This is a genomic window from Rhodoferax sp. SPJ4 (assembly GCF_058216275.1).
Map to the genome: position 1 here is coordinate 250,437 of NZ_JBYZMN010000003.1, position 19,448 is coordinate 269,884.

21 protein-coding genes and 1 pseudogene are annotated in these 19,448 nt (G+C 67.5%); 8 read left to right on the top strand and 14 right to left on the bottom strand.

Annotated features, from left to right (window positions below):
• Position 1: 1 nt before the first annotated feature.
• Positions 2–487: pseudogene (locus tag AC4BAR_RS12335) on the bottom strand (SET domain-containing protein); the annotation flags it as partial.
• A 92-nt stretch (positions 488–579) separates the two neighbouring features.
• Here AC4BAR_RS12335 and AC4BAR_RS12340 point away from each other — a divergent pair.
• Positions 580–3,507 carry a DNA topoisomerase III gene (locus AC4BAR_RS12340; RefSeq protein ID WP_490628164.1) on the top strand — a complete coding sequence of 976 codons (2,928 nt, stop codon included), beginning with the start codon at positions 580–582 and terminating at the stop codon, positions 3,505–3,507.
• On the opposite strand, the gene AC4BAR_RS12345 is transcribed toward AC4BAR_RS12340, so the two are convergent.
• Positions 3,508–4,206 (bottom strand): DUF7007 domain-containing protein, encoded by a 699-nt coding sequence (locus tag AC4BAR_RS12345; protein WP_490628165.1) that lies wholly within the window; start codon positions 4,204–4,206, stop codon positions 3,508–3,510.
• 178 nt (positions 4,207–4,384) lie between these two features.
• Between AC4BAR_RS12345 and AC4BAR_RS12350 the strand changes: the two genes are divergently transcribed.
• Complete coding sequence (locus AC4BAR_RS12350; protein ID WP_490628166.1) at positions 4,385–5,044, top strand: glutathione S-transferase family protein; 660 nt, start codon at positions 4,385–4,387, stop codon at positions 5,042–5,044.
• A gap of 13 nt (positions 5,045–5,057) precedes the next feature.
• On the opposite strand, the gene AC4BAR_RS12355 is transcribed toward AC4BAR_RS12350, so the two are convergent.
• Genes AC4BAR_RS12355 through AC4BAR_RS12365 form a run of 3 tightly spaced genes read right to left on the bottom strand, consistent with a single transcriptional unit; the run spans position 5,058 to position 7,694 of the window.
• Entirely contained in the window at positions 5,058–6,500 is a 1,443-nt protein-coding gene (locus AC4BAR_RS12355; RefSeq protein ID WP_490628167.1) for a sensor histidine kinase, read from the bottom strand.
• On the bottom strand, positions 6,497–7,171 hold the full coding sequence (locus AC4BAR_RS12360; protein WP_490628168.1) for a response regulator: 675 nt from the start codon (positions 7,169–7,171) through the stop codon (positions 6,497–6,499). Before AC4BAR_RS12360 ends, AC4BAR_RS12355 begins: the two co-directional genes overlap by 4 nt.
• A gap of 28 nt (positions 7,172–7,199) precedes the next feature.
• Entirely contained in the window at positions 7,200–7,694 is a 495-nt protein-coding gene (locus AC4BAR_RS12365) for a MarR family winged helix-turn-helix transcriptional regulator (protein WP_490628323.1), read from the bottom strand.
• A gap of 199 nt (positions 7,695–7,893) precedes the next feature.
• Between AC4BAR_RS12365 and recA the strand changes: the two genes are divergently transcribed.
• Together recA and recX are read left to right on the top strand one after the other, a co-directional pair.
• Positions 7,894–8,940 carry a recombinase RecA gene (gene recA / locus AC4BAR_RS12370; RefSeq protein WP_490628169.1) on the top strand — a complete coding sequence of 349 codons (1,047 nt, stop codon included), beginning with the start codon at positions 7,894–7,896 and terminating at the stop codon, positions 8,938–8,940.
• Between the two features lie 85 nt (positions 8,941–9,025).
• Positions 9,026–9,454, top strand: a complete 429-nt coding sequence (recX, locus tag AC4BAR_RS12375) for a recombination regulator RecX (protein ID WP_490628170.1) — start codon at positions 9,026–9,028, stop codon at positions 9,452–9,454.
• 10 nt (positions 9,455–9,464) lie between these two features.
• On the opposite strand, the gene AC4BAR_RS12380 is transcribed toward recX, so the two are convergent.
• From AC4BAR_RS12380 to AC4BAR_RS12400, 5 genes are all read right to left on the bottom strand, one after another.
• Positions 9,465–9,959, bottom strand: coding sequence for a DoxX family protein (locus tag AC4BAR_RS12380; protein ID WP_490628171.1), 495 nt, complete (start codon positions 9,957–9,959; stop codon positions 9,465–9,467).
• Entirely contained in the window at positions 9,956–10,771 is an 816-nt protein-coding gene (locus tag AC4BAR_RS12385; RefSeq protein ID WP_490628172.1) for an HvfC/BufC family peptide modification chaperone, read from the bottom strand. Before AC4BAR_RS12385 ends, AC4BAR_RS12380 begins: the two co-directional genes overlap by 4 nt.
• Positions 10,768–11,661, bottom strand: a complete 894-nt coding sequence (locus AC4BAR_RS12390) for an MbnB/TglH/ChrH family RiPP precursor modification enzyme (protein WP_490628173.1) — start codon at positions 11,659–11,661, stop codon at positions 10,768–10,770. The genes AC4BAR_RS12385 and AC4BAR_RS12390 overlap by 4 nt, the downstream gene beginning before the upstream one ends.
• Positions 11,662–11,704: 43 nt before the next feature.
• Positions 11,705–11,977, bottom strand: coding sequence for a BufA1 family periplasmic bufferin-type metallophore (locus tag AC4BAR_RS12395; RefSeq protein ID WP_490628174.1), 273 nt, complete (start codon positions 11,975–11,977; stop codon positions 11,705–11,707).
• A gap of 108 nt (positions 11,978–12,085) precedes the next feature.
• On the bottom strand, positions 12,086–12,574 hold the full coding sequence (locus AC4BAR_RS12400; RefSeq protein WP_490628175.1) for a TlpA family protein disulfide reductase: 489 nt from the start codon (positions 12,572–12,574) through the stop codon (positions 12,086–12,088).
• A 45-nt stretch (positions 12,575–12,619) separates the two neighbouring features.
• Between AC4BAR_RS12400 and AC4BAR_RS12405 the strand changes: the two genes are divergently transcribed.
• The 3 genes from AC4BAR_RS12405 to rbp all read left to right on the top strand — a co-directional run bounded on the left by AC4BAR_RS12405 (position 12,620) and on the right by rbp (position 14,148).
• Positions 12,620–13,192, top strand: coding sequence for a sigma-70 family RNA polymerase sigma factor (locus AC4BAR_RS12405; RefSeq protein WP_490628176.1), 573 nt, complete (start codon positions 12,620–12,622; stop codon positions 13,190–13,192).
• Position 13,193: 1 nt separating this feature from the next.
• A complete protein-coding gene (locus tag AC4BAR_RS12410; protein WP_490628177.1) occupies positions 13,194–13,415 on the top strand; it encodes a zf-HC2 domain-containing protein in 222 nt (73 codons plus the stop codon).
• A 211-nt stretch (positions 13,416–13,626) separates the two neighbouring features.
• Positions 13,627–14,148 carry an RNA-binding regulator gene (gene rbp, locus AC4BAR_RS12415; RefSeq protein WP_490628178.1) on the top strand — a complete coding sequence of 174 codons (522 nt, stop codon included), beginning with the start codon at positions 13,627–13,629 and terminating at the stop codon, positions 14,146–14,148.
• A gap of 100 nt (positions 14,149–14,248) precedes the next feature.
• Here rbp and AC4BAR_RS12420 read toward each other — a convergent pair whose 3' ends face one another.
• The 4 genes from AC4BAR_RS12420 to AC4BAR_RS12435 all read right to left on the bottom strand — a co-directional run bounded on the left by AC4BAR_RS12420 (position 14,249) and on the right by AC4BAR_RS12435 (position 17,355).
• Positions 14,249–15,034, bottom strand: coding sequence for an SDR family oxidoreductase (locus tag AC4BAR_RS12420; protein WP_490628179.1), 786 nt, complete (start codon positions 15,032–15,034; stop codon positions 14,249–14,251).
• A complete protein-coding gene (gene lptC / locus AC4BAR_RS12425) occupies positions 15,031–15,609 on the bottom strand; it encodes an LPS export ABC transporter periplasmic protein LptC (RefSeq protein WP_490628324.1) in 579 nt (192 codons plus the stop codon). Before lptC ends, AC4BAR_RS12420 begins: the two co-directional genes overlap by 4 nt.
• Positions 15,610–15,683: 74 nt before the next feature.
• Complete coding sequence (locus AC4BAR_RS12430; protein WP_490628180.1) at positions 15,684–16,229, bottom strand: KdsC family phosphatase; 546 nt, start codon at positions 16,227–16,229, stop codon at positions 15,684–15,686.
• 127 nt (positions 16,230–16,356) lie between these two features.
• Positions 16,357–17,355 carry a KpsF/GutQ family sugar-phosphate isomerase gene (locus AC4BAR_RS12435; protein WP_490628181.1) on the bottom strand — a complete coding sequence of 333 codons (999 nt, stop codon included), beginning with the start codon at positions 17,353–17,355 and terminating at the stop codon, positions 16,357–16,359.
• A 66-nt stretch (positions 17,356–17,421) separates the two neighbouring features.
• Here AC4BAR_RS12435 and AC4BAR_RS12440 point away from each other — a divergent pair, with 66 nt between their 5' ends.
• Positions 17,422–19,407 carry a monovalent cation:proton antiporter family protein gene (locus AC4BAR_RS12440; protein WP_490628182.1) on the top strand — a complete coding sequence of 662 codons (1,986 nt, stop codon included), beginning with the start codon at positions 17,422–17,424 and terminating at the stop codon, positions 19,405–19,407.
• Positions 19,408–19,448: the final 41 nt, after the last annotated feature.

Sequence of the window (19,448 nt, forward strand, 5' to 3'; positions counted from 1 at the left end):
GGCCGCGCTTGGGCGCCAGCAAGGTGCCACGGCAGCTGGCCGCGCCGCACCAGCAGGGGTATTCGGCCTTGAGCTTCTTGGTGTAACGCTCTTCGATCATCAGGCCGTAGTCGTAGAACAGCTCTTCGCCGGCGGCGATGTTGCGGATGGCCTGGATGAAGATGCGGCCCTTGCGCTCGTCGGCCTCGCAGTTGGGGTCACAGCTGTGGTTGATCCAGCGGGCGCTGTTGCCGTCGACACCGCCGTCGATCACCCGGTCTTCGTCCACATGGAAAAAGAAGGTGTGATTGGGGTTGGCCGGGTCATGGGGGTGGCGGTCTTGGGCTTCGTCCCAGGTCACCACCTCCCCGCGGTACTCGACCAGGGTCTCGCCCTCGGCCAGGTCCACCACCGCAAACACCCCCTTGCCATGCACGCCGGAGCGACGCACCTGGATGCGGCGCGCACCCGCGGAGGAGGGGGACGTTGGCACGGGTTTTTTCGGCACGGGCAAAAATTTGGTATGTTGAAGCTGTGTGGGCGCGCATGTGCGTGCCCGTGTGTGCGCCTGCGCACGCGAGGAAACCGGATTGTAATGAGATGAAAAACGCTGTACTCACCAAGACCCTGGTGATTGCCGAAAAGCCGTCGGTGGCCCAGGACATCGTGCGCGCGCTGACGCCCGTGGCGGGCAAGTTCGAGAAAGCCGACGAACACTTCGAGAACGAGCACTACGTGGTCACCAGCGCGGTGGGCCACCTGGTGGAGATCCAGGCGCCTGAGGAGTTCGACGTCAAGCGCGGCAAGTGGAGCTTTGCCCACCTGCCGGTGATTCCGCCGCACTTCGATCTGAAGCCCATCGACAAGACCAAGACCCGGCTCAACGCCATCGTCAAACTGGCCAAGCGCAAGGACATTGGCGCGATGATCAACGCCTGTGACGCGGGGCGCGAGGGCGAGCTGATCTTCCGGCTGATCCAGCAGTACGCCAAGTCCAAGCACCCGGTGACGCGGCTGTGGCTGCAGTCGATGACGCCACAGGCCATCCGCGACGGCTTCACCAGCCTGCGCAGCGACCAGCAGATGCTGCCGCTGGCCGACGCCGCGCGCTGCCGCTCCGAGGCCGACTGGCTGGTGGGCATCAACGGCACGCGGGCCATGACGGCCTTCAACTCGCGCGACGGTGGCTTCTTTCTCACCACCGTGGGCCGGGTGCAGACGCCCACGCTGAGCGTGGTGGTGGAGCGCGAGGAACAGATCCGCAAGTTCATCAGCCGCGACTACTGGGAAATCCACGCATCGTTCGCGGCCCAGGCCGGTGCCTACCCGGGCAAATGGTTCGACCCGCAGTGGAAGAAGAACCCCGACGACGCCGAGAAGCGTGCCGACCGCGTCTGGAGCGCCGCCGAGGCGCAGGCCATTGCCGACGCCGCCCGCGGCCAACCGGCCACCGTCACCGAGGAAAGCAAGCCCACCACGCAGGCCTCGGCCGCGCTGTTTGACTTGACCTCGCTGCAGCGCGAGGCCAACGGCAAGTTCGGCTTCTCGGCCAAGACCACGCTGTCCATCGCCCAAAGCCTGTACGAGCGCCACAAGGCGCTGACCTACCCACGGACCGATTCGCGCGCGCTGCCGGAAGACTACCTGCCGGTGGTGAAAGACACCTTTGCGATGCTGGCCGACAGCGGCATGCGCCATCTGGCGCCGCACGCGCTGACCGCGCTGAACAACGGCTACATCAAGCCCAGCAAACGCATTTTCGACAACGCCAAGGTCAGTGACCACTTTGCCATCATCCCCACGCTGCAGGCACCCAGCGGCCTGTCGGAGGCCGAGCAAAAGCTGTACGACCTGGTGGTGCGCCGGTTCATGGCGGTGTTCTTCCCGAGCGCCGAATACCAAGTCACCACGCGGGTCAGCACGGTCAACCATCAGAACCAGGACTACAACTTCAAGACCGAAGGCAAGGTGCTGGTGAAGCCAGGCTGGCTGGCCATCTACGGCAAGGAAGTGCTGGAAGAAGGCGACGAGAACAACAAGACCCTGGTGGCGGTGAAACCCGGCGAAAAGGTGCAGACCGAAACCGCCGAGCCCAAGGGCCTGAAGACCCGCCCTCCGGCCCGCTACTCCGAAGCCACGCTGCTGGGCGCGATGGAAGGCGCCGGCAAGACGGTGGAAGACGACGAGCTGCGCGAGGCCATGCAGGAAAAAGGCCTGGGCACGCCCGCCACCCGTTCGTCCATCATCGAAGGGCTGATCGCCGAGAAATACATGCTGCGCGAAGGCCGCGAGCTGATCCCCACCGCCAAGGCCTTCCAGCTGATGACGCTGCTGCGCGGCCTGGGTGTGGAAGAGCTGTCCAAGGCCGAACTGACCGGCGAGTGGGAGTACAAGCTGGCGCAGATGGAGCACGGCAAGCTGAGTCGCGAGTCCTTCATGGCCGAGATCGCCGCGATGACCGAGCGCATGGTGAAAAAGGCCAAGGAATACGACCGCGACACCATCCCCGGCGACTACGCCACGCTGGCCGCGCCCTGCCCGACCTGCGGCGGTGTGGTGAAGGAAAACTACCGCCGCTACACCTGCACCGGCAAAAGCGGTGCGGAGGAAGGCTGTGGCTTCTCGTTCGGCAAGTCACCGGCCGGCCGCACCTTCGAGGTGGCCGAGGTCGAGCAGTTCTTGCGCGACCGAAAAATCGGCCCGCTGGACGGTTTCCGCTCCAAGGCTGGCTGGCCTTTCACCGCCGAGATGGTGATCAAGTTCGACGAGGAAACCAAGAACCACAAGCTGGAGTTCGACTTCGGCGACGACAAGAATGCCGAGGAATCCGGCGAGCTGGTCGAATTTGCCGACGAATCGCTGGGCGGCTGCCCCAAGTGCGGCAGCGAGGTGCACGAACATGGCAAGAGCTATGTCTGCGAGAAGTCGGTGCCCACGCTGAAGCAGCCGACACCGAGCTGCGACTTCAAGAGCGGCCAGATCATCCTGCAGCAGCCGGTGGTTCGCGAGCAAATGCACAAGCTGCTGGGCGAGGGCAAGACCGACCTGCTGGACAAGTTTGTCTCCATGCGCACGCGCCGCGGCTTCAAGGCCCACCTGGTGTGGGACAAGGAGGCTGGCAAGGTGAACTTCGAGTTTGCGCCGTCCAAGTTCCCGCCGCGCAAGCCGCCGCTGAAGGCGGCCGCTGCTGCCGCTGCCAAAACCGCGGCACCCGCCAAGAAGGCCGCGGCCAAAAAAGCCCCGGCAAAAAAGGCAGCGACCAAGGCCACCACACCCAAGGCACCACGCAAAGCGCCCAGCGGGGGCGGATCCACCCCCAGCGCCGCCCTGGCCGAGGTGATTGGCGCCGAGCCGGTCGCGCGGGCCCAGGTGATCAAGAAGCTGTGGGACTACATCAAGGCCAACGGCCTGCAGGACGCGGCCAACAAACGCGCCATCAACGCCGACGCCAAGCTGCTGCCGGTGTTCGGCAAGCCGCAGGTGACGATGTTTGAGCTGGCCGGCATCGTCGGCAAGCACCTGGGCTGATCAGCGGGCGCCGGACAGGCCGGCGGGGCGGGACGGCTGCCAGGCCAGGTGTACCACCGCCTGCAGCATCTGCTGTACGGTGCGGGTTTTCTGCTTGGCCGCACCGAAGGTCACATGCACCCGCTGGTGGCGCTCGGGGTCGATCAGAAAGCCTAAGGCTCCCATGGGCTGTTGGTGCCGCTGCTCGTACTCGGCCACCGGCACCAGCCAGCAGGAGCCGGCCACGTCGGTGCCGGTGCGGCCCCCCACCCGGGCAAACACACCCACCATGCCGTCGGGCACATGGGCGGCCCAGCTGCCCCAGACGGCGCAGGCCACCGGCCGCTGGCGGGCCAGGGCCTGGAAATGGCGCTCCCGCAGCACCACGCTCTGGGCCTCGGTGACGGGCTCGCCGGTCCAGGCCGTCCATTCGTCGGGGTGCAGGTTTCTGACCATCTTGCGCGCGCTGTCCACCTCGTGGGCCGTGAAGAGCGCTGGAAAACTCACCACCACCAGCGCCGCATCGCCGCCGGCCTTCAGCCAGGCGTCACCATGCCGGGTCTGCTGGCCTTGCACGGCGGGGCGCAGCGCGGCCGGCATGTCCAGCACCCGCCGGGCCGTCAGGTGGATGCCGTCCTGCGACGGCGTGCGGTAACGGACGATGCCCGTGGCCAGACGGTCGGTCTGCAAGGCGTGGCCCCAGGGGGTGGCGGTGCTCATGGTCTGCCTCCATGCCGGCCGGCGGCGGCCGGGTACAAGCCCATGGTGGCCCAAGCCAGCGCGGGTGGTCGCTGGAACAATCGCCCAAGGGGCGACGTGCAATCGGGATTGACCAGAGCCACGCCGCCCGGTGGTCCGCGTTAGGATTTGGCTCCCACCCACCGCCCCAGGTCTGCCCATGTCGCTCCAACTCTATTTCGGCCCTGGTGCCTGCTCCTTCGTGCCCCATGTGCTGCTGGAAGCCAGCGGCGCCGCCTACGAGCCCATCATGGTGAAGCTGCACAAGCAGGAGCACCTGGGCGAGGCCTTCCGCGCCATCAACCCGCTGGCCCAGGTGCCGGTGCTGGTGGAGGGTGGGCAGACCATCACCCAGATCATCGCCATCGTGTGCCACCTGGACACGCTGCTGCCCGAACAGCAGTTCCTGCCGCGCGAGCCCCGGGCCCGCACCCGGGTGCTGGAGACGCTGGTGTGGATGAACAGCACGGTGCACCCCACCTTTGCCCACATGTTCATGCCCTTCAAGTTCACCGACAACCCAGCCATCCACGGCGACCTGAAGCGCCATGCGCAGGCGGCCTACCGCGGCCACCTGGCAAAGCTGGAGGAACTGGTGTTGGCCAAGAACACCCGTGGCGAGGCTTTTCTGGGCGGCGCCCACCTGGGTCCGCTGGACCCGTACGCGATGACGCTGTTCCGCTGGGGTGGCATGTCGGGCATTGACCCGGCCCCCTACACGGCCTTGAGCGCCTACCTGCAACAGCTGGCCGAGCTGCCGGCGGTGGCCAGCGCCATGGCGCGCGAACGCATCACGCTGGCCACCTACCAGCCCGCGTAAGCAGCCCACGCCCTCAGGCGGCGGTGGCCTCGCTGGCCAGGGCGCTGAACTTGACGGTGAACAAGGCACCGGGTGGCGTGCGACCGGGTTGGGCGTCTTCAATCACCAGGTGGGCGCTGTGCTGCTGGGCGATCTCGTGGACGATGGCCAGGCCCAGGCCGGAGCCGTCGACGTTGGTGCCCAGGGCGCGGTAAAACGGCTGCAACACCAGGGTGCGCTCGGCCTCGGGAATGCCGGGGCCGGAGTCTTCCACCTGCAGCACCAGCACCCGGCCAAAGGTGTCGGCAAACACCCGCACCGTGATTTCGCCTTCGCTGGGGGTGTAGTTGATGGCGTTGTCGACCAGGTTGCGCACCATCTCCTTGAGCAGCGTGGGGTTGCCGTTGAGCAGCACGCCGGGGTCGCGGCGTTGCGCGCCCTCGTAGCCCAGGTCGATGCGCTTTTCCAAGGCACGCGGCACCGAGTCCTGCACCACCTCGGTGGTCAGGGCCACCAGGTTCACAGGCTCGCTGGAAAAGCTCTTGGCCGTGCCGTCGGCCCGGGCCAGCGCGAGCAGCTGGTTGACGGTGTGGGTGGCCCGCACGCTGGAGCGGCCGATTTGCTTCAGCGACTGCTTCAGCTCGTCGGCGCTGCCGCCCTGGCGCTGGGCCAGGTCGGCCTGCATGCGCAGGCCGGCCAGCGGGGTTTTGAGCTGGTGGGCGGCGTCGGCCAGAAAACGTTTTTGCGTGGCGATGGATTCCTGCAGGCGTTTGAGCAGGCCGTTGACCGACATCACCAGCGGCGCCACCTCCTGCGGCACCACCCGCTCGTCGAGCGGGCTCAGGTCGTCGGGCTTGCGCTCGCGGATGCGTTCTTCCAACTCGCTGAGCGGCTTGATGCCGCGCACCAACGCCAGCCACACCAGCAACACCGCCAGCGGCAGGATGGCGAACTGCGGCAGCATCACGCCCTTGATGATCTCGCTGGCCAGCGTGGAGCGCTTTTCCAGCGTCTCGGCCACCTGCACCAGCACCTGGGTCTCTTCCGGCGTGTTGAGCTTGACCCAGGTGGAGGCAATGCGCACGTCGTCGCCGCGCATCACACCGTCGCGCAGCCGCACCTCACCGGGCAGGGCGCGTTCGTCGTCATTGAGCGGGGGGAAGTCGCGGTCGCCGCTGAGGAATTCGCCCCGCGCGCCCTGCACCTGGTAGTAAACGATGTCGGAATCGTCGCCACGCAGCACGTCGCGGGCGGTGGGCGACAGGTTGATGCGGACCTGCTTGTTCTGCAGCGAGACCTGCTGGGCCAGCGCCTGCACGTTGTACTCCAGCGCGCGGTCGAATGGCTTGCCGGCAATGCCCTGGGCCACCAGCCAGGTCAGCACCAGGCTCACCGGCCACAGCAGCAGCAGCGGGGTGAGCATCCAGTCGAGGATCTCGCCGAACAGGGAGCGCTGCTCGCGCTGGAAGAGCTTCACCCCGGTATCTTCTCCAGGCAGTAGCCCAGTCCACGGACCGTGGCGATGCGGATTGGGCCTTTCTCGATCTTTTTGCGCAACCGGTGGATGTAGACCTCGATGGCGTTGTTGCTGACCTCTTCGCCCCATTCACACAAGCGCTCGACCAATTGGTCCTTGCTGACCAGGCGGCCGGCGCGCTGCAGCAGCACCTCCAGCAGGCCCAGCTCGCGGGCCGACAGCTCGACCATGCGGCCGTCGATGGTGGCCACGCGGCCGGCCTGGTCGTAGGTCAGTGGGCCGTGTTTGATGGTGCTGGTGGCGCCGCCCATGCCGCGCCGCGTCAGGGCCCGCACGCGGGCTTCGAGTTCCTGCAGGCTGAAGGGCTTGGCCATGTAGTCGTCGGCGCCGTAGTCCAGGCCTTTGACGCGTTCTTCCACGCCGTCGGCGGCGGTGAGGATGAGCACTGGCAGTGTGGCGCCACGGGCCCGCAGGCGCTTCAGCACCTCCAGGCCATGCAAGCGGGGCAGGCCCAGGTCAAGGATCAGCAGGTCGAACTCGGTGTTGGTCATCAGCGCCGCGTCGGCCTGGGCGCCATCGGGCACATGGTCAACCGCCGCGCCGCCGGTGCGCAGGCTGCGCAGCAAACCGTCGGCGAGCACCTGGTCGTCTTCGGCAATCAGTATCCGCATGCCCGTCTCCTTGTTCTGTCTTGTCGGCTCATTTTAGGTCGCGCGTCTCGGCACTGGCGCCGTAGCTGCCGGCGTAGGCCTCCAGGCCCAGCGCCACCACGGTGGCCACCTCCCTGCCCACCTCCTGGCGGAACTCGGCCTCGGCCTGCGCCACCGCCACCTGGAAAGCCCGCAGCCACAGCCGGCCGGTGTCGGTGAAGCAGATCAGCCGGGCCCGGCGGTCGCGCGGGCTGGCTTCGCGAGTCACCAGGCCCCAGGCCTCGCACTGGTCGACCAAATCCCCCATGGCCTGTTTGCTGATCCCAGCCTGCTGGGCCAGTTCGGTCAACCGCGAACCGTCCAGCGCCAGGTGGCGGGTGACATGCACATGGGCTGCGCTGACCTGGTGCCGGGCGGCCAGGTTGGACAGCGCCAGTGGCACCTCCACGCTGTGGGCCATCAGGTGCAGCACCCGTTCGTCAAAGCGCCGCATCGCATGGCCCAGCAGCCGGCCCAAATGGGTCTGGCGCCAGTCGGGCGCCATGGCCGGCGACGCTGCCGCTGGCGGGTCTTCGCAGGGCCAAGGAAAGGGGGAAGTCACCTGGTAAATGGTAAGGCAAACTGACCGATTAATCGTTTACTTCGATGCAACAAGCCCATTAAACTGCTGTTCAAGCATCCAGCCTGTGATTAACACCACTGGACAGTTTTCAGCCAACGCATTGATTTCAAAGGGGATTTTCATGGACGCACCGGTCAAAGGCACACCCGCCGCCAACAGTGAAAAAGCCAAGGCCCTGCAGGCCGCGCTGGCGCAAATCGAGAAGCAGTTCGGCAAGGGCACCATCATGCGCCTGGGCGAGGGCGAGGTGATCGAGGACATCCAGGTGGTGTCCACCGGCTCACTGGGGCTGGACATCGCCTTGGGCGTGGGCGGCCTGCCGCGTGGCCGGGTGGTGGAAATCTACGGTCCGGAGTCGTCGGGCAAAACCACGCTGACGCTGCAGGTCATTGCCGAGATGCAAAAGCAGGCCGGCACCTGCGCCTTTGTGGACGCCGAACACGCGCTGGACATCCAGTACGCGCAAAAGCTGGGCGTCAACCTGCAGGAGCTGCTGATCAGCCAGCCCGACACCGGCGAGCAGGCGCTGGAAATTGTGGACAGCCTGGTGCGCTCCGGCGCGGTGGATTTGATCGTGGTCGACTCGGTGGCCGCGCTCACGCCCAAGGCCGAGCTGGAAGGCGACATGGGCGACTCGCTGCCCGGCCTGCAGGCGCGGCTGATGAGCCAGGCGCTGCGCAAGCTCACCGCCACCATCAAGAAGACCAACTGCATGGTCATCTTCATCAACCAGATCCGCATGAAGATCGGCGTGATGTTCGGTTCGCCGGAAACCACCACCGGCGGCAACGCGCTGAAGTTCTACGCCTCGGTGCGCATCGACATCCGCCGCATCGGCACCATCAAAAAGGGCGACGAGGCCATCGGCAACGAAACCAAGGTCAAGGTGGTGAAGAACAAGGTCGCGCCGCCGTTCAAGACGGCCGAGTTCGACATCCTGTTCGGCGAGGGCATCAGCCGCGAGGGCGAGGTCATCGACATGGCGGTGGAGGCCCGCATCGTCGACAAGTCGGGCGCCTGGTACGCCTACAACGGTGAAAAAATCGGCCAGGGCCGTGACAACGCCCGCGAGTTCCTGCGCGAGAACAAGGCCTTGTCGCGCGAGATCGAGAACAAGGTGCGCGAATCGCTGGGCATCCCGCTGCTGGCCATGGCGGTGGAGGCCTGAGCACCCTGCGGAGGCGCGGCCTCCGCTTTTTTTGACCTTCCATCACCAAGTGACCCCCACTGGCAAATCCACCACACCGCCTTCGTTGAAAGGGCGGGCCCTGCGCCTGCTGGCGATGCGCGAACACTCGCGCGCCGAGCTGGAGCGCAAGCTGACGCCCCACCAGACCACCGACGGTGAGGTGGCCCAGGTGCTGGACGAATTGCAGGCCAAGGGCTTCATCAACGAGCAGCGGGTGCTGGACAGCGTGCTGCACCGCCGGGCCGCCGGCCAGGGCAGCCGCCGCATCCGTCAGGAGCTGCAGCACAAGGGCCTGGACACCGAGGCTGTGGCCAGCGCCATGGCCGAACTGGCCGCCACCGAGCCGCAGCGCGCCCAGGCGCTGTGGGCCAAACGTTTCGGCCGCGTGGCCACCGACCCCGCCGAGCGGGCCCGCCAGGTGCGCTTTCTGGCCGCGCGCGGTTTTGGCAGCGAGGCCATCCGGCGCGCCGTGCGTGGGCTGGACGACGACTGAGCGTGGACTGTCAGCGGCGCGGCCGGGCCCACCGCCCGTCAACCGACCAGCGCCCCGGCCCATAAACCGCCACCCCCAACAGCAGCGCGCCCCACAGCTGGTGTTGCTGCAGCGCGGCCGGCGCGATCTCGGACAGCGACAGCACCGCCACCCCATTCACCACCGACAGGCCCAGAGCCGCCAGGCGCCCGCCCAGGCCCAACACCAGCAGCACCGGCAACACCAGCTCCCCGCCGGTGCCGCACACCGCGGCCAGCTCGGGCGGCAGCCAAGGCACGTGGTACTCGTCGGTGAACAAAGCCAGCGTGGTTTCCCAGTCGCGCAGCTTGGTCAGGCCTGACAGGAAAAAGGCCTGGCCCACGTACAGCCGCGCGCCCAGCGCGGCCAGGGGCTGCAAACGGTCCAGCAACGTGGCGCCCCGACGGTAAACATCGCAGACACGCCGCACCCAGGAGGGGCTGGGCCGGGTCGGTCGGGACACCATGGAGGGGCTGTGGCTGGTCATGGGAAATCTCCTGAAACATCGAGGCGTTGGACACCCACCAGCAGCGCGCCGTGCACCGCCGGGGCCAGCCATTGGGCAAAGTCCAGCATGGGATGGGATTGCAGTGCCTGGGCCAGGCTGTGGCCGCGTTGCACCGCAGCCAGAAAGCCAGGCTCACCGGGCAGCGCTTCGCGCAACTGGGGGCGCCAGCCCTGGCGCCAGACCAGTGCGCATTCGGTCACCGGAGCGCCGGTAGCGGCGTGGTCGCGCAGCCGCTGGCCCACCGCGGCCAGGGTCGGCTGGCCGGTGCGGTGGGCCTGCAGCAGGCTCACCACCGGCCAGGGGCTGACCAACCATTGGGTGGTCGGCGCCAGCCGCAACCGCAGTGTGGCGGGGTCGGCCTCCACCAGCAGCGCCAAAGAGCCCAGGTCCACCTCGGCGTCGGGTGCGGTGGCGCTGCGGTGCAGCGCCCACTCGACCTCGGCCGCATCGGCCAGGTAAGGTGTGTCGGCCAGCGCCTTCGCGCCCCGCACAAAGCCGGGCAGCGCCGCACCCCATTGGGTCATGTCGCCCCAGCGGGGCGGGTGGTGTTGCCAGAAATCGGCAGCCAGCGCGGCAAAGCTGTCATCACCCAGCAGCTGGCGCAGCACCGGATAGGCGGCGGCCAGCGCCCGATCGGCCAGGGCCAGGCCGTGGGCCCGGTAGCACTGCAAACCGCGCCGCCCACCGGCCGCATGGGTCCATGGGGCGAGGATGGCCAGGCCCTCGGCCAGCCCACGCGCCCACAGGGCTCGCAGCAACGCCTGCTGCTCCTGCGCCAGCACCGTGCTCATGCCAACGCCTCGACGGCCACAGGCAAACAGTCCAGGGCCTCGCTGCGGGCCTGAAAGGCCTCGCCCAGCAACACCTCGAACGACGGCAAATCGGTGTCCCATTCCACCAATGTGGGCACGGCACCGAAGCGCCGCAGTGCGTGCCGGTAGAGCCGCCACACCGCTTCGGAGACCCGTCGCCCATGGTCGTCGATGACGATGTCGTGCAAGCAGCAGTGGCCGGCCAGGTGCAACTCACCCACCGCCGCCGGCGGAATGGCGTCCAGCCAGCGCCGCACGCTGGCCTCGGGGTCACCCGGTGCGCCTTGCAGCTGGGCATTGAGGGCATTGACGTAAAGGTTGTTCACGTCGACCAGCAGCTGGCAGCCGGTGCGCCGGGCCAGCGCCACCAGAAAGGTCGTCTCGTCCATCTCGGACGAGGCCCAGGCCAGGTAGGCCGAGAGGTTTTCCACCAGCAGCGGCCGGCGCAGGCGGTCCTGCACCCGCAACACGTTGTCGCCCATCACGGCCAGCGCATCGGCGCGAAAAGGCAGCGGCAGCAGGTCGGCTGCGTGCGCGGTGGCGCCCAAGAGCGGGGCCCGGGCAAAGCAGGCATGGTCGCTGACCCGCACCGGCTCGATGCGCGCCACCAGCCGGGCCAGCTGGTCCAGGTGCCAGGGGTCCACACCGGCCACCGAACCCAGCGCCAGGCCCACACCGTGCAAACTCACCGGGTAGGTGGCACGGGCCTCGGTGAGCAAGGCCAGGGCCGCGCCGCCGTCACCGAAAAAGTTCTCCGAATGGACCTCGATGAAATCAAGTGCCGGGCAGCCGTCCAGCAAGGCCGCGTGGTGCGGCTGCCGCCAACCGATGCCCACCGCCGGCACGACCAGAGAATGCTTGGAATGCATGGCGGGGACGGTGGGCAACGTTGGGTGGGCAGGGCCTCGCCGCTCAGCTCTTCAACTTGGCCTTGGCTTCGTCGGCGCTCAGACCCTTGAGGTTGGCGCAGGTGCCCTTGGCCACGTATTTCCATTCGGCGGCGTCGCCGCTGGTCTTGGACTGGCCGGCACAGGAGTGGCTGCCGGACAGGTTGGCGCAGTCGTTCTGGCCGGCCACGGTGATACCGTAGCAGCGCTCTTTGCTTTGGGCCGCGGCGGGCGTGGCCACCACCAGGGTGGACAACAGGGTGGCGGCAGCGGCCGCAACGATGGCAGAGGGGTTCATCACAGGTCTCCTGAAACAAAGGTTTGGCGGGATGCCGGGCCAGTGCCGCCGAGGGGCGGGCTGGTGGCGTTTGGTCTGCGGCCTGCGGGGCTTCTTACACGCCCGACCTCACAACAAGTCGGCAATCTGGTCCCAGGCCTCGGCGGGAATGCGCCCCTGGTAGCGGCCCACCACCCGACCGGTCTTGTCGATCAGGTAGGTGAGCGGCAACGCCGGCGGCTTGCCCAGGTTGTCGCGGTAGCTCGGGTCACCGGCCCACAGCTGCGGAAAGCGCTGGTGGGCCGGCACCAGCTGGGCCAGGATTTTTTCGTAGGTTTGCAGGTCGCCCAGGCTCCGGTCGACACTGACCAACACCAGCTCAAACGGCTTGCCGCGCCAGCCCTCGTGGTTTTGCCGCAGCTCGAACATCTTGTCGCGGCACACCGCACAGTCGGTGGACCAGTACATCAGCATCACCACCTTGCCGCGCAACTGGGACAGCACGAACGGCCGACCCTCAACGGTGGCGCCTTGCAGCTCGGGCAGGGTTTGCGCGGGCGCCGCCGCGCCCAGCAAGGCACCGACCACCAAGGGGAAGAGAAACCGAATGGCAAACATCCACAATCGTCGGCTACGATTCGGCATTCTTACAGGGTGTCTGCCATGCCGATTGAAAGCCAACTCGCCGAGCATCGCGCCTACCTGATGCGGTTTGCCCGTCTGCAACTGCGCAATGAAACCTGGGCCGAAGATGTGGTGTCGGAAACCCTGCTGGCCGCCCTCAGCAAACCCCAGTCGTTCGCCAACAAATCGCAGCTCAAAACCTGGCTGGTGGGCATCCTGAAACACAAGGTGATTGACCTGCTGCGGCAGCGCTCGCGCGAGGTCAGTCTGGACCGCCATGACGACGGCGAAGGCGACGGCAGCGAAGAACTCGACGCGCTGACCTTCAGCGCCGACGGCCATTTTGCGCAGCCACCCGCGTCCTGGGGCAACCCCGAACAAGACCTGAGTTCGCGCCAGTTCATGGTGGTGCTGGAAGCCTGCACCGAGAAGCTGCCGCCGGCGATGGGCCGGGTGTTTCTGATGCGCGAATGGCTGGAGTTGTCGTGCGAGGAAGTGTGTAAGGAATTGAATCTGACCTCGACCAACATGTACGTGCAATTGCACCGCGCCCGCCTTCGTTTGCGCGAATGCCTTGAGTTCAACTGGTTCCAGTCCCCCCACAAAGCCTGACATGCTGTTGCGTCGCACCTGCCGTGAAGTGGCAGCCCTGTTGATCGCGCGTGAAGACCGCGCCCTGACCATGGCCGATCGCATCGCGCTGCGCTTTCACCTGGCCGCCTGCCAGGCCTGCCCGGTGTTCGAGCGCCAGGTGCTGACCATGCGCAACGCCATGCGGCAATGGCGCAACTACACCGACGACGAGCCGCCTCAGCCCCCCGACACACCCAAATAAGCCCGTTCAGGTGCTTTTTTGAAGCCAATTTTGTCAAACGGGCGAAATAAACCTTGTTTTTCCCGCAAGTGGCGCATAATGGCCGAGCGAGTCTCTGGGAATCAGGGTCTTGCGAGTTCGGTGATCGGTCAGTTTCGCGCCACAGCGGTTTTTGTTTGTTGTGCTTTCGGGACTCCATCGCTTTGTTTTTGTGTTTACTAGGAGTCCCTTCATGGGCAAAAAACTGTACGTCGGCAACCTGCCGTACTCGGTGCGCGACAGCGATCTGGAGCAATCTTTCGGCCAATTCGGCAGCGTGACCAGCGCGAAGGTCATGATGGAGCGCGACACCGGTCGTTCCAAGGGCTTCGGCTTTGTGGAAATGGGCTCTGACGCAGAAGCCCAAGCAGCCATTACCGGCATGAACGGTCAATCCCTGGGTGGCCGCAGCGTGGTGGTCAACGAAGCCCGTCCGATGGAAGAGCGTCCCCCGCGCAGCGGTGGCGGCGGCTACGGCGGTGGCGGCGGTGGCGGCTACGGCGGTGGTGGTGGCGGCGGCTACGGTGGCGGCGGTGGCCGCAGCGGTGGCGGCGGCGGTTACGGCGGTGGTGGCGGTGGCCGCAGCGGTGGCGGCGGCTACGGTGGTGGCGGTGGTGGCGACGGCGGTTTCCGCAGCCCCTACGGCGCTGGCCCCCGTGGCGGCAGCGGCGGCCGCAGTGGCGGCGGCTACAGCGGCGGCGGCAGCAGCTACTGAGCTCCCTGAACCGGGCTGAGGCCCGGTTTCAAAACAAGCCCCTGAGCGCAAGCCCCGGGGCTTTTTTCATGGCCGCGCGGCTTCCCCCGCGGCCAGACCCTCACTGTGCAGGCGGTGTTTGGCGGTGTTTGCGCGGCCGGCCGGCCAGCAGACGGTCAAACCAGGCGTTGGGCAACAGCCGCAGCAGCTTGGCCACCACGCCCATCTGCCAGGGAATCACGCGGTAGCTGGCACCGGCGGTGATGGCCTGGTAAGCCTGGTCGGCGAAGGCCTCGGGCGACATCAGGAATGGCATGCTGTAGCGGTTTTGCCGCGTCAGCGGCGTATCGATGTAGCCCGGACACAGCGTCACCACCTTGACACCGCTGGGCCGCAGCTCGCCGCGCAGGCATTCGCAGTAGGCAATCACCGCGGCCTTGCTGGCACAGTACGCGCCATGGCCGGGCAGGCCACGGATGCCGGCCACGCTGCCGATGCCCACCAGCGCACCCCCCCCACGCTGCACCATGCCCGCCACAAAGGGGTGGAAGGTGGCAGCCAGGCCGATGTTGTTGGTGGCCAGCGTGCGGGTCAGCACGTCCAGGTCGGCCCGCTCCGCGGTGTCCATGCCCACGCTGATGCCAGCGTTGGCAATCACCACGTCGGGCAGGCCCTGGCGGGCCAGACAGGCCTGGCCAGCGGCCACGATCTGGTCCACGTCGGACACATCGGCGCTGTAAATTTGGTAGCGCTCCGGCTTGATCTGGTGCTGGCTGGCCCAGGCTTCGATCTCGGACACGCGGCGCGCCACTAGGGCCAGGTCAAAGCCCGCCTGGTGGTAGCGCCAGGCCAGCGCCTGGCCGATGCCGCTGGACGCGCCGGTGATGAAAACCAGCGGCGCGCTCACCGGGCCGCCCTGGGTTGGAACAGGCCACGCACCCGGCCCTGCATGTCGGCCAGGCGCTCGGTGTTGCTGTATTCCATGGCGTCGGCGGTGAACTGGTCCAGCCCGCGCTGCACCACCACCGGCTTGTTGGACTTGACCCGCTCTTCGTTCAGAAAGGCGTGCAAAAACTCGCTGCGAAACTCCATGCGCGGCTCGGGCTGGCCGCTGGCAGCCACCAGCCCCTCGCGCACCACCAGGGCGTTGCCAAACAGCTGCACCTCGGAGCCGTCACCGTTGCTCAGGGCCCGCAGCGCGGTGGCGGTGGTCAGGCGGCCGTCGAGGTTGAAGGAGCGGATGCGCACCGCGTCGATCTCCAGCGTGTCGGTGTCCGGGTAATGGCGCGCCTCGCGGCCGAAGATCTCGCTGCGCAGCTGCCCATGGGCGTCAAAGTTGCGCACCGCAAAGCCGCGCATGGTGTAGTCGGGCTCGTGGCGAACCGGCCGCGCAGCGTCGGGTGCTGTCAGCATGGGCGTGTTTTTGACCAGCCAGTAGGTGCCCAGCGCCAGCAAGCCCATCAACAGGATGGGCAAATACATCGACAGGGTTTCCCAGCCGCGCCGCCACACCAGCTGGCGGCCGGCACCGGCCGGGATGGCAGAGGGCAGCACGGTCACGCGGCGGCCTCCTGCAACAGCGTGGCGTAGTGGCCCGAAGCCACCAGCAGCACATCGCAGAACTCGCGGGCCGCGCCCTGGCCACCGGCGGCCCGGGTGACCCAGCTGGCCACGGCCAGCGCCTCGGCATGGGCCAGCGGCGGGGCCGCGCTGATGGCGCAGCGCCGCATCACCGGCAAATCTGGCCAGTCGTCGCCGATGGCGGCCGCCTGTGACCAGTCCAGCCCCAGCTTGGCCAGCGTCTGCTCGGCCGCCGGCCGCTTGTCTTCGGTGCCGTAATGCACCTCGGTGATGCCCAGGGCCTGCAAGCGCTTGCGCAAGGGCGCGGAATCGCGGCCGGTGATCACCGCCGGCGTGATGCCGGCGCGCTGCAGCAGCTTGAGGCCATGGCCGTCCAGCGTGTGGAAGCGCTTGAGTGTTTCGCCGGCCTCGGTGAAGTACAGGCCGCCGTCGGTGAGCACACCGTCGACGTCGAAGAAGGCCACGCGCACGCCTTGCGCCAGCAACAACAGTTCGGGGGGAAAGTTCAGGGCAGGGGTCATGGTGTCGCCCCCTCGGGGCTGAGGGCTGCGGCTCTAAGCTCGCCTGCGCGAGCTTGGACAGCCCGAAGAGTCGCCGACTCTGGCGGCGGCCAGTCCAGCGAACCACACGGCGTGGGGAGCGTGGGGGTCATATCACTTTGGCCCGCATCAGGTCGCCGATGTGGACCGCGCCCACCAGCACACCGTCGGCATCGACCACCAGCACACAGGTGATGCGGTGGGCCTCCATCAGCGCCACCGCGTCCACCGCCAGGGCCTCGGGGGCCACGGTGCGCGGGCTGGCATGCATCAGGTCGCGGGCGGTGCAGCTGCGCAGATCGCTGCCTTTTTCGACCTGCCGACGCAGGTCGCCGTCGGTGAAGATGCCCAGCAGCCGGTCATGGTCGTCGACGATGGCCGAAGCACCCAGGCCCTTGGCACTCATCTCCCGCATCAGCTCGCTCAAGCCGACCCCGGGCGCCACCCGGGGCAGCTCGGCGCCGCTGCGCATCACGTCGGCCACCTGGGTCAGCAGCTTGCGGCCCAGCGCGCCGCCGGGATGGGAGCGGGCAAAGTCTTCGGCGCGGAAACCGCGCGCGTCCAGCAGGGCCACGGCCAGCGCGTCACCCAGCGCCAGCTGCGCGGTGGTGCTGGCGGTGGGGGCCAGGTTCAGTGGGCAGGCCTCTTTGTCGACGCCGCTGTCGAGCACCAGGCCGGCATGGCGGGCCAGCGTGGACTGGGCGCCGCCGGTGATGGCCACCAGCGGCACGCCCTGGCGCTTGAGCACCGGCAGGATGGCGGTGAGCTCTTCGCTCTCGCCGCTGTTGGAGATGGCCAGCACCACGTCGGCCGGGGTGATCATGCCCAGGTCGCCATGGCTGGCCTCGGCCGGGTGCACAAACATCGCCGGCGTGCCGGTGGAGGCCAGCGTGGCGGCGATCTTGCGACCGATGTGGCCGCTTTTGCCCATGCCCATCACCACCACCCGGCCAGGGCAGTCCAACATCTGTTGCACCGCCTGGGCAAAGGCCTCGCCAGTGCGGGCCTTCAGGCCCAGCACCGCCGCAGCCTCGATGTCGAAGGTGTCGCTGGCCAGGCGCAGGGCCTGCGCGGCGTCGAACGGGGGGTGGCGGGCGGGCGTCGGCATGGTGGCCTGATTCTATCGGTGGGCTCTTGCCATCGCCCTGGCGAGGGGCCTTGATAGGATAGGCCCATGACCTCGCTGGAACTGACCCTTTTGTACCTGGCCGCGGCGGTGCTGGGGGTGGTGGGTTGCCGGCTGATGCGGTTGCCGCCCATGCTGGGCTACCTGGCGGTGGGTGTGGTGATTGGCCCGAACGCGATGGCACTGGCCGAGAACACCGCCGGCATCAAGCACCTGGCCGAGTTTGGCGTCGTATTTCTGATGTTCGTCATCGGCCTGGAGTTCAACCTCAACAAGCTGCGGGCGATGCGGCGCCATGTGTTCGGCCTGGGGTTGATGCAGGTGCTGATGACGCTGGTGATCGCCACCTGCGGCTCGCTGTTTCTGGCGGCCATGGCGCCCACGCTGTGGCGCATGCCCTGGCAGACGGCGCTGGCGCTCTCCGGCGCGATGGCGATGAGCAGCACCGCCATCCTCGTCAAGCTGATGGCCGAACGCGGCGAGCTGGAGTCGGAACACGGCAAGCGGGTGATGGGTGTGCTGCTGTTCCAGGATTTGGCGGTGGTGCCGCTGCTGGTGCTGATTCCGGCGCTGGGCGCCGACGGCGACAACCTGTTCGGGGCGCTGGTGCTGGCCGGCCTGAAGGCCGCCGCGTTGATTGCCCTGCTGCTGGCGGGGGGCCAGAAAGTGATGCGCTGGTGGTTGACGCTGGTGGCGCGCCGCAAGAGCGAGGAGCTGTTTGTGCTCAACCTGCTGCTGGTGACGCTGGGCCTGGCCTGGCTGACCGAGCTGGCCGGCCTGAGCCTGGCCCTGGGCGCCTTCATCGCCGGCATGCTGGTGTCAGAGACCGAATACAAGCACCAGGTGGAAACCGACATCCGGCCCTTCCACGACGTGCTGCTGGGGCTGTTTTTCATCACCATCGGCATGATGCTGGACTGGCGCCTGGTGCTGGAACGCTGGCCGCTGGTGCTGGCACTGCTGGTGCTGCCGGTGCTGGCCAAGCTGGTGGTGGTGGCGGTGCTGGCCAAGGGCCTGGGCGCGCCCACCGGCACCGCCATGCGCACCGGCTTGTACCTGGCCCAGGCCGGCGAGTTCGGCTTTGTGCTGCTGACGCTGTCGCAACAGAACGGCTTGCTGCCACCGGCCTTGCTGAACCCCATCCTGGCGAGCATGGTGTTGTCCATGCTCGCCACGCCTTTCATCATCATGTACAGCAACCGCATCGTGATGAAGCTGGTCACCAGCGACTGGATGCTGGAGTCGCTGCAGATGACCCACATCGCGCGCAAATCCATCAACGCCAACCGCCACGTCATCATCTGTGGCTACGGCCGTTGCGGCCAGAACCTGGCCCGCATGCTGGAGCGTGAGGCCATTCCCTACATGGCGCTGGACCTCGACCCCGACCGGGTGCGCCAGGCCGCCGCCGCCGGCGACTCGGTGGTGTTTGGCGACGCCGCCCGGCTGCAGTCGCTGATGGCGGCCGGCCTGGCCCGCGCCAGCGCGGTGGTGGTGACCTACCTCGACACGCCCTCGGCGGTGCGGGTGATCGCCAACATCCAGGAACACGCCGGCAAGGTGCCGGTGGTGGTGCGCACGGTGGACGACAGTGATCTCGAAAAGCTGCGCGAGGCCGGCGCCACCGAGGTCGTTCCCGAGGCCATCGAGGGCTCGCTGATGCTGGCCAGCCACGCGCTGGCGCTGGTGGGTGTGCCCATGCGCCGGGTGATCCGGGTGGTGCAAGACCAGCGCGACGCCCGCTACAACCTGCTGCGTGGCTATTTCCATGGCGCCGACGACAACACCACGCTGGAGCGCGACCAGGAGCGGCTGGCCACCGTCACGCTGCCCATCACCGCCCGCTCGGTGGGCAAGCGGCTGGAAGAACTGGCGCTGCACGCCACCGGCGTGCGGGTGGTGAGCCTGCGCGGCCACAGCGGCAAGGCGTCGGAGCCCGACGACACGCTGGTGCTGCAATCGGGCGACACCTTGGTGCTGTCGGGCCGGGCCGAGGCACTGGCGCTGGCCGAAGACAAGCTGCTGCGCGGCTGAGGCGGCGGCACCAACAGGCCACCACAGGCCGCACAATGGGG